Here is a 7,750-nt window from a genome sequence, read left to right as displayed (position 1 = left end):
TGCTCAAAGCCTTGTTGGATAAGCTCTGGACTAAGGATGTCAGAGTATTTATCAAAGTGGTGGAAGGTATTACATGACCGAAAAGTATTGGCAAGTTGGCTTTCTAAAGACATAAAAAAATCCGATATTAGTTTCCTAATATCGGATTTTGAAGCCTTTTGAGGATCGGTCAAATGATCTCACAAATTTCTTAACTGATCGGCATTACTACCACTATGCGCCATTTTACTCTCGGCATCATTTTCAGCTGCGGCTTCTGATGGTTTGATTAAATACCAAAGTAATTACTCAGTGAAAGAGACTGCTGACCGCTTTGAAGAAATCGCCAAGAGCAAAGGTTTGACCTTGTTTGCGAGAATCGACCATCAGAAAAACGCGAGTAAGGTCGATCTTGAATTGAGACCAACGGAAGTCATCATCTTTGGTAACCCGAAAGTAGGGACACCATTAATGCAATGTGCTCAAGAAGTCGCGATAGATTTACCGCAGAAGGTGTTAGTCACTGAAGATTCTAGTAAGAAAGTATGGTTATCTTACAACGATCCTAATTACTTGGTAGAACGTCACGCGATCAATGGCTGTGACGAGTTAGTTAAGAAAATATCGGGCGTATTAAGCAAGCTATCGGAAGCGGCAGTGGCGAAAAAGAAAGCTAAATAACCAAGACCAATAAGCACTCATTAAGACTATTAGTGGGTGCGATATGACGATGATATCGCTCATTAGTCATTGTGTTGACAATTAAGCAACAATATATAAAAGTAGTTTTATGAAACTGAATTTAGCGCCATCTAACCAACGAATTATCATCATTCCATAGGAATGGTGGGATTGTTGATGCGTTTTGTTTATCGAACCCACCCGTAAGGTGGGTTTTTTGTATCTGTCTTATGGGTTTTATCTGAATAGAGAGGAAGTCATATGAGAAAGATCGCGGTTTTTGGCAAGCCTGGGAGTGGAAAGTCCACAGTCAGCAAAGCGTTAGCGCTAGCTACAGGTATAGAGCTTCACCAGTTGGACTCTATTGTTTATAAGGCCAGTGGAGAGTTTGTTGAACGTGAAGTATTCGAGCAGGCTCATGAGAGTATACTTAAGTCAGAAAGCTGGATCATCGATGGATTTGGCCCATTAGGTTCATTCAATGCACGTTTAGGTGCAGCTGATACCTTGGTTTATATCGACCTTCCTTATCCCATTAGTTACTGGTTCGTCACAAAGCGAATGCTAAAAGGGATGTTCGTTAAACCTGAAGGCTGGCCTGATGGAAGTTCAGTTATAAAAGGTACGATACAAAGTTATAAGACACTAAAACTCTGCCCAAAATTTTGGAATGATGACTTTAGAGCGCGATTAGAATTTCACGCAAAAGAGAAAGAGGTTCACATAATCAGAAGCGTGAGTGAATTGAATAACTTTGTTCATCGACACGTGTAATGGTCATTAATGCCGCGCGTTGCTTTCAACGTTTTGGTTTGCTCATAACTTCATGAATATGTTTAGATTTAATTCAACGTGTGGCATATTTGTCATATATGTGGTTTGTGCTTTGAATTAAGGCGATAGATATTATGTATGGAAGTGAGAAGACGAGAGCGTTCTGCTGTAACTGTAAGGAACTGACACTCCACAAGTACACTATGTTCAGTAACCAAGCCGAAAAAGCGCCACAACATGAAAAGAAGCCAGGGTTGCTTGGAATGATTTTATCGTCGCTATCTTCAAGTGGCGAAAACGGTGACTATAAATGTACAAAATGTGGAACCAATTTACGTACACCAGACAACTTAGATTGAGTTTGGCTTATACAAATAAAAACGGGAAGACCTCAATGATCTTCCCGTTAGGTATTACTTAATTCATCGCGCTATTGGTAGTTTTAGTGAGAAGCCTTATGCGCAACACTTCTTGTATTTCTTACCGCTACCGCAAGAGCATGGATCATTACGGTTAGGGGTCTTTTCAAACGTCATCGTTTTTGGCTTGTTTAGTAGAGTATCAAGCTCGATGGTGTTCTCTTCTTTGTCCGCGTTTACTGTAACGGTAACGAAGATAGTATTTTCAGCAGCTAGTGCTTCGACTTCTGCTTTACGTGCGTCAGTTTGAACCATTACAGCAATTGGAGATTCTTCAGTACCCGCTTTCACATCGCGGTTTACGTTGTAGCCTGCAAGAACGTGGTTCTGTCTTGTTTCGATACGGCCTTTGAAAAATAGTTTCGACATTGGGTACTCATTAAAAATGTTGAAAGGCGCTATTTTTAATGGCGATAGCGCAATGGAGCGGGGATTATACGCATATATTGCAATTGATAAAGCAGTGATGTGAGTAAAGGCTGTTTGGTTTTTGCTCGCGAGCAACGGATTGTTATCTAGCTTTGCTCTGATTAGATAAATTTTGAAATTCAAGACAATAAGATTTCCCTTAATACGCTTTTGAATGATAAATTCAAATTGTTAATTTAAACAAAGAGATAGTGTATGAAATTAGATGCCATTCTATGGGATTATGATGGAACCTTAGTCAATTCTGTTCCCAAAAATATCGCGATTACCAAAGATATAATCTCTGCGGTTGCTCCACACTTGTCAGGTGATAATTTACCCAAATACTTGTTGAGTGAAGCGCTTTATCATGAAGCCAACCACGGCGCTAAAAACTGGCAAGCCTTATATGTCGATTATTACGGGTTATCACATGACGAAATGTTGATAGCGGGTGGAATGTGGGCCGAGCATCAAGAGAAAAATCAAACGCCAGTCGCGCTGTTTGATGGAATGGAAGTGGTGATTAGCCAGTTCGCCCATCTTCCTCATGGTATTTGCTCTCAAAACTCTCAATTGAATATTCGTGGTGTACTCGACAGTTATGGCATTGGTGATTTGTTTAAATCGGTTGTCGGTTATGACGACGTATCAAATGGCAACCAAAAACCGCATCCATTCGGTGGTATCAAGTGTGTTAAAAATATCTTTGATAAAGCGCAAACCGATGAACTCTGTTTGATGTATATCGGCGATCATGAAGCGGACACACAGTTTGCACGCAATATCGAAGCTGCACTTGGCGATAAAGCAAAAGTCATTGCGGTAGCAGCGGGTTATAGCCGCTCTGAACCCGAAAACTGGCAAACCAAACCCGATTACATTGCTAATAATGTCGATGATCTTTTAACGATCATTGGTAAATATGCTTAATCGCTTTTAACGGACTTGATAATTTAAGGAAGAATAATGACATCAAAAGACGTGGTATTAGGTTTTTGGGACGCAATGCGCACCAACGACTTTGCCAAAGCGGCCGAATGGCTAGCGGAAGATTTTCAAGGTTATTGGCCTCAGTCGTCTGAATTGACGGTAGGGCGTGATAACTTCACAGCGATCAACTCTGAATACCCAGCGAATGGGATTTGGAAGTTTGAGCTGAACTCGATTGTTTGCGAAGGTGATACCGTCGTGACCGATGTATCAGTGACGGACAGCGTATTAAACGATCGCGTGATTACCTTTCACACGGTTGTTGATGGTTTAATCCAAAAGCAAACTGAGTTTTGGCCAGATGGCTTTGCTGCACAAGCGTGGCGTGCAAAGTGGGTTCAGATAGCGAGCCCTAAATCACTTAAGTAACAAGGCCAAATGCAATAACACGAAGCTCACAATAGAGTATGTGCATAACAACAATCAGATAAATAAAAGTCAGCTAGTTAGGAGATTTCATGAACAAGATCGTAATCGTTACAGGCGGAAGCCGAGGCATTGGTGCCGCTACATCGAAGCTATTAGCAAAACAAGGCTATGCGGTGTGTGTCAATTTCATACACAATGAATCAAGAGCTGATGAACTGGTGAATGAGATACGCGATCAGGGCGGTACTGCTATCTGTGTGCGTGCCGATGTGTCGGTAGAATCTGACGTAAAGTCCCTGTTCGAAATTGCCCGTCATAAGCTTGGGCCAATTACCCACTTGGTCAATAACGCTGGCATCTTATTTACCCAATCTGTACTAGAAGACATCGAGATTGATCGCTTTGAAAAGGTCATGAAATCGAATGTCTCAAGCTGTTTCTTATGCAGTAAAGCCTTTATCAAACAAGCCGATGGTACAGGGTCGATTGTGAATGTATCGTCTGCCGCTTCTCGCACAGGTGCACCGTTTGAGTATGTGGATTACGCAGCATCGAAAGGTGCGATGGATTCACTGACCAAAGGACTATCACTTGAGCTTGCAGCGCGTAACATCCGAGTGAATGGCGTAAGGCCAGGTTGTATTTATACTGAGATGCACGCAGACGGCGGAGAGCCTGATCGCGTAGACAGACTAGCTTCGCAGCTACCGTTACAACGAGGTGGCACACCAGAAGAAGTCGCGAACTCTATCGCTTGGTTGTTATCAGATGAAGCTTCATATGTCACTGGCTCATTTATTGATATTGCGGGCGGTCGATAGGGCTTAGGGGCTCTAAAATTAAGAGAACGTAGGCTCTAAAAAACGCTTGTGAAGAACCAAGCAACAAAAGTACCTAACTAAAAGAACGAAACTAAGAGTACAAACATGAAAAACTATTTTGAAAGCCCGTTTGTCGGCAAGTCACTCAAAGAACAAGTGACTAACCCAAATATCATTGTGGGCGAGCACAGTTATTACTCGGGTTACTACCATAACCACAGCTTTGATGACTGTGCGCGTTACCTTTTACCGGATAGAAGCGACATCGATAAGTTAATCATCGGTAGCTATTGCTCGATTGGTTCTGGCGCCGTGTTCATGATGGCGGGCAACCAAGGCCATCAAAACCAGTGGGTGAGTACATTCCCGTTTTTCTATCAAGAGGATGAGAAGTTTGAAGGTGCGATAGACGGCTTTGAACGCTCAGGCGACACTGTGATTGGTAACGATGTGTGGATCGGTACAGAAGCGATGATTATGAGCGGTGTTAAGGTCGGTGATGGGGCTATCATTGCAAGTCGAGCGGTTGTGACTAAAGACGTTGCACCATACTCGATTGTCGGTTCGAACCCAGCACGCCACATTCGATACCGCTTTAGCGAAGCGGAAATTACACTGCTATTAGAAATGAAATGGTGGGAATGGAGCGAAGAGCAAATCAAAGGTGCAATGTCGCTGATGTGTTCTTCAGATATCGGTGGACTTTACCAATACTGGAAGGCGCTCAAGTAGTCGCCTTCCCGATATAGCTTCGCGTGAAAATATATTCCCACATGATGTTTATACAAGAATACTCAAACAAGTGAAAACTTACTGAATTGCTTCTACGTACGTCAGAATATCCAGAGCATCTTGCTTTGTGATTACACCTTGCCACGCTGGCCTGCCTTGCTCTACATCGCCTTCTAAAATGTCATCCGCCAAAGAACTTGGACTGGTAAAAAAGCCGCTCAATTTATTAGCGATGTTAGCGGGCTTGTGTGGCAATGAAGCGGCTGTAGGCCCGTCTCCGTGACCTTTGTCGCCATGACACACCTGACAAAGCTGTCGATATTTGGTTTTGCCATTGGCGAAGTGGCTCGCATCGACTTCTGAGGCAGCACTCGCACTAAACGCCATCATTGAAGCGACTAAACCCAAGAAAGCTAACACGTGTAACTGGTTGATGTATTTCATTGTTTTATTCTCGATTGTTATTTAATGGTGCAAGAATAAATAAGCGTGAGTAAAAGAAACGTGAATGACTACAGCGAGACTAAACTTAACTTAAATTCGCTTATGTGATTAAAGGTAAGCAATGTGATCTAAGTAAATGATTGATTATAAACAGTTTGCATAGTACAGCGTGCCGCATTAGCGTGATGGATGAATGGGAGGCATTATGATTAGTTGCAGTGATTACGATTATATTGAAATTGTGTGTATGCACCGGTACCCAATTAAGCTGACTTTGAATTCTGGTGAATGGGTTGAAGGTGTTGCTTTAGATACTAAGCGTAACCAAGACCGAGAAGAGTGCATCAAGCTAAGTGTTGAAGGTCGAGAACAACTTGTTGTGTTGACTGAAATTATCGAATTAGAAGTGTGTGTCGACAACCCTCATTTTAAGCAAATATCTTTCAAAACGTCATAGGGTGACATATGAATAATTCAATAGAACAAGGCTACTGCACATCTTGTCGTGAACGCACGCAACACGTTGTTGTTTTGGTTAGAAAGGAAAGTGCATTTGCAGGCAAGCCAAACCAAAAGCGACATGAATTTATCGCAGGCTTAATTAAAGGGTGGTTTTTGGGGCCTTTTATCGCCTCTATGGATGAGTTTTCTCGTCATGTTGTGTGTGAAAAGTGCGGACACAAAGAGATTCAAGATTAGAATTCGATTCAACGCGTACTGAACCTTCTGGTTTAAGAAAATGGCTTAGGAAATAGAAGAGTGAAAGAACAAATATTAGAAGCGGTAAAAGCATATGGTTTCTCGGTAAGAACCAACAATACCGATGAGGTTGATCCGGCTAAGGCGCAAATTGGGCAATTGTGGCAAGGCTTTTTCGAACAAGCTTTTCCTAAGCTGACCCCAGACTCAAAGGTATACGGCGTTTACACCAACTACGAGTCAGATTTTACGGGCGAGTTTGATGTTATCGCGTGTACCAATGCGCTTACCGATAATAGTTTAGATAATCTAGTTGAAACCAATATCGAAGCAGGCAAGTACTTAACGTTTTCTGTTGAGGGTGAATTACCGCAAGCTGTGATCGACCTATGGGGTGAAGTGTGGGCGTATTTCAACGCAGCAGACTGCCCACATGTTCGAGCTTACACAACAGATTTCGAATTCTACAAAGGTGAAACTGAAGTCGAGATTTCGATTGCGATTAAGTGATTGGTTTAAAATGAACAAAAGGCTTAGCTTAGACTGTGGTCGCTAGTTAAGAGACAGTAGTTACCGGTAAAGAGACAACGGAAACCCAGTTAAGCCTTTGAATATCTGCTCATTACAAAGAAGATACAGTGTCACGTACTTATCTTGATTACTACGCTTTCTCTATCCTTGAATTACCATTATCCACCAAAAAGACAATCGTGCTTGGTTTCATTCCACAAAGGGTATTGCTTCATTACTTGGGTGTAGAGCTTACTTTCGAGATGCGCTCTTAACCAACGTCCTACGTTTTGATATTCCGATTTCACAAACCACTTCTTTTCGACTCGCACAAACTGGCTGACAAAAGGCATCACCGCAAAATCGGCCAAGCTTGGGGTTTCTCCAAAAAAGTAGGGCTGATCGGTGAGTCGCGCTTCCAGCTGACTAATGAAGGTTTCGCAGGCTTGTCGGCGTTGTTCAACATCAATGTTTCGGTAACGAAACGATGCACGATACTTTTCTAAATAGCTAATAAATTCTTCATCGTTGGTTTTAATGAGTTGCTGCACTTGTTCGCTAAGTATTGGCTCACTTGAACGCAGAAGATCTTGAGGATCGTTCTGTTGAAGTGCCCAGTTCATCACATCCAAGCTTTGTTCAATGACTTGTCCGTTGGGTAACACCAATACCGGTACTGTCCCTTTTGGCGAACTGGCTAATAGTTCGCTAGGCTTGTCTTTGGTAATGATTTCTCGAAGTAACACTTTTTGCTGTGATAGTGCGATGCCCATTCGTCCGCGCATTGCATAAGGGCAACGGCGCAAAGAATAAAGGATAGGTAGATCGGATTCGTTCGGCATTATTGAGGTCATTTAGTTTGAAAAGTGTTGTACGGTGGTAAAGAGATCGTGATGTGGGTAGAATACGCGGCTTAAAAAT

13 protein-coding genes are annotated in these 7,750 nt (G+C 42.3%); 10 read left to right on the top strand and 3 right to left on the bottom strand.

Annotated features, from left to right (window positions below; all coding sequences use genetic code 11):
• The first annotated feature begins 222 nt into the window (after window positions 1–222).
• The 3 genes from CWO08_RS15255 (at window position 223) to CWO08_RS24245 (ending at window position 1,793) form a co-directional block, all read left to right on the top strand.
• On the top strand, window positions 223–660 hold the full coding sequence (locus CWO08_RS15255; protein WP_108020720.1) for a DUF302 domain-containing protein: 438 nt from the start codon (window positions 223–225) through the stop codon (window positions 658–660).
• Between the two features lie 261 nt (window positions 661–921).
• A complete protein-coding gene (locus tag CWO08_RS15250) occupies window positions 922–1,434 on the top strand; it encodes an adenylate kinase (protein WP_102479146.1) in 513 nt (170 codons plus the stop codon).
• Between the two features lie 134 nt (window positions 1,435–1,568).
• Window positions 1,569–1,793: a hypothetical protein gene (locus CWO08_RS24245; RefSeq protein WP_102479145.1), complete on the top strand. Its 225-nt coding sequence runs from the start codon at window positions 1,569–1,571 to the stop codon at window positions 1,791–1,793.
• 96 nt (window positions 1,794–1,889) lie between these two features.
• On the opposite strand, the gene CWO08_RS15240 is transcribed toward CWO08_RS24245, so the two are convergent.
• Window positions 1,890–2,222, bottom strand: a complete 333-nt coding sequence (locus CWO08_RS15240; protein WP_048658672.1) for a PBPRA1643 family SWIM/SEC-C metal-binding motif protein — start codon at window positions 2,220–2,222, stop codon at window positions 1,890–1,892.
• Between the two features lie 255 nt (window positions 2,223–2,477).
• Between CWO08_RS15240 and CWO08_RS15235 the strand changes: the two genes are divergently transcribed.
• The 4 genes from CWO08_RS15235 to catB all read left to right on the top strand — a co-directional run bounded on the left by CWO08_RS15235 (window position 2,478) and on the right by catB (window position 5,176).
• Entirely contained in the window at window positions 2,478–3,194 is a 717-nt protein-coding gene (locus CWO08_RS15235) for an HAD family hydrolase (protein WP_102431849.1), read from the top strand.
• 36 nt (window positions 3,195–3,230) lie between these two features.
• Window positions 3,231–3,623: a nuclear transport factor 2 family protein gene (locus CWO08_RS15230; RefSeq protein ID WP_102431850.1), complete on the top strand. Its 393-nt coding sequence runs from the start codon at window positions 3,231–3,233 to the stop codon at window positions 3,621–3,623.
• Between the two features lie 89 nt (window positions 3,624–3,712).
• Window positions 3,713–4,444, top strand: coding sequence for an SDR family oxidoreductase (locus CWO08_RS15225; RefSeq protein WP_102479144.1), 732 nt, complete (start codon window positions 3,713–3,715; stop codon window positions 4,442–4,444).
• A 105-nt stretch (window positions 4,445–4,549) separates the two neighbouring features.
• On the top strand, window positions 4,550–5,176 hold the full coding sequence (catB, locus tag CWO08_RS15220) for a type B chloramphenicol O-acetyltransferase (protein ID WP_102479143.1): 627 nt from the start codon (window positions 4,550–4,552) through the stop codon (window positions 5,174–5,176).
• Between the two features lie 78 nt (window positions 5,177–5,254).
• Here the strand turns inward: catB and CWO08_RS15215 are convergent, their stop codons facing one another.
• Window positions 5,255–5,620 carry a c-type cytochrome gene (locus CWO08_RS15215; RefSeq protein ID WP_108020719.1) on the bottom strand — a complete coding sequence of 122 codons (366 nt, stop codon included), beginning with the start codon at window positions 5,618–5,620 and terminating at the stop codon, window positions 5,255–5,257.
• Between the two features lie 205 nt (window positions 5,621–5,825).
• On the opposite strand from CWO08_RS15215, the gene CWO08_RS15210 reads away from it, so the two are divergent.
• The 3 genes from CWO08_RS15210 to CWO08_RS15200 are packed head-to-tail and all read left to right on the top strand — an operon-like array spanning window position 5,826 to window position 6,829.
• Complete coding sequence (locus CWO08_RS15210) at window positions 5,826–6,077, top strand: Rho-binding antiterminator (protein ID WP_048658678.1); 252 nt, start codon at window positions 5,826–5,828, stop codon at window positions 6,075–6,077.
• A gap of 8 nt (window positions 6,078–6,085) precedes the next feature.
• The gene (locus tag CWO08_RS15205; protein ID WP_108020718.1) at window positions 6,086–6,319 is read left to right on the top strand and encodes a hypothetical protein; all 234 of its coding nucleotides are present in this window, start codon (window positions 6,086–6,088) and stop codon (window positions 6,317–6,319) included.
• Between the two features lie 60 nt (window positions 6,320–6,379).
• Entirely contained in the window at window positions 6,380–6,829 is a 450-nt protein-coding gene (locus CWO08_RS15200) for a GyrI-like domain-containing protein (protein ID WP_108020717.1), read from the top strand.
• 179 nt (window positions 6,830–7,008) lie between these two features.
• Here the strand turns inward: CWO08_RS15200 and CWO08_RS15195 are convergent, their stop codons facing one another.
• Window positions 7,009–7,671: a glutathione S-transferase gene (locus CWO08_RS15195; protein WP_108020716.1), complete on the bottom strand. Its 663-nt coding sequence runs from the start codon at window positions 7,669–7,671 to the stop codon at window positions 7,009–7,011.
• Window positions 7,672–7,750 lie beyond the last annotated feature (79 nt).

This window comes from Vibrio sp. 10N.286.48.B8 (assembly GCF_003050085.1).
Classification (GTDB): domain Bacteria; phylum Pseudomonadota; class Gammaproteobacteria; order Enterobacterales; family Vibrionaceae; genus Vibrio; species Vibrio crassostreae.
This window is presented reverse-complemented; position numbering and strand designations above follow the sequence as displayed.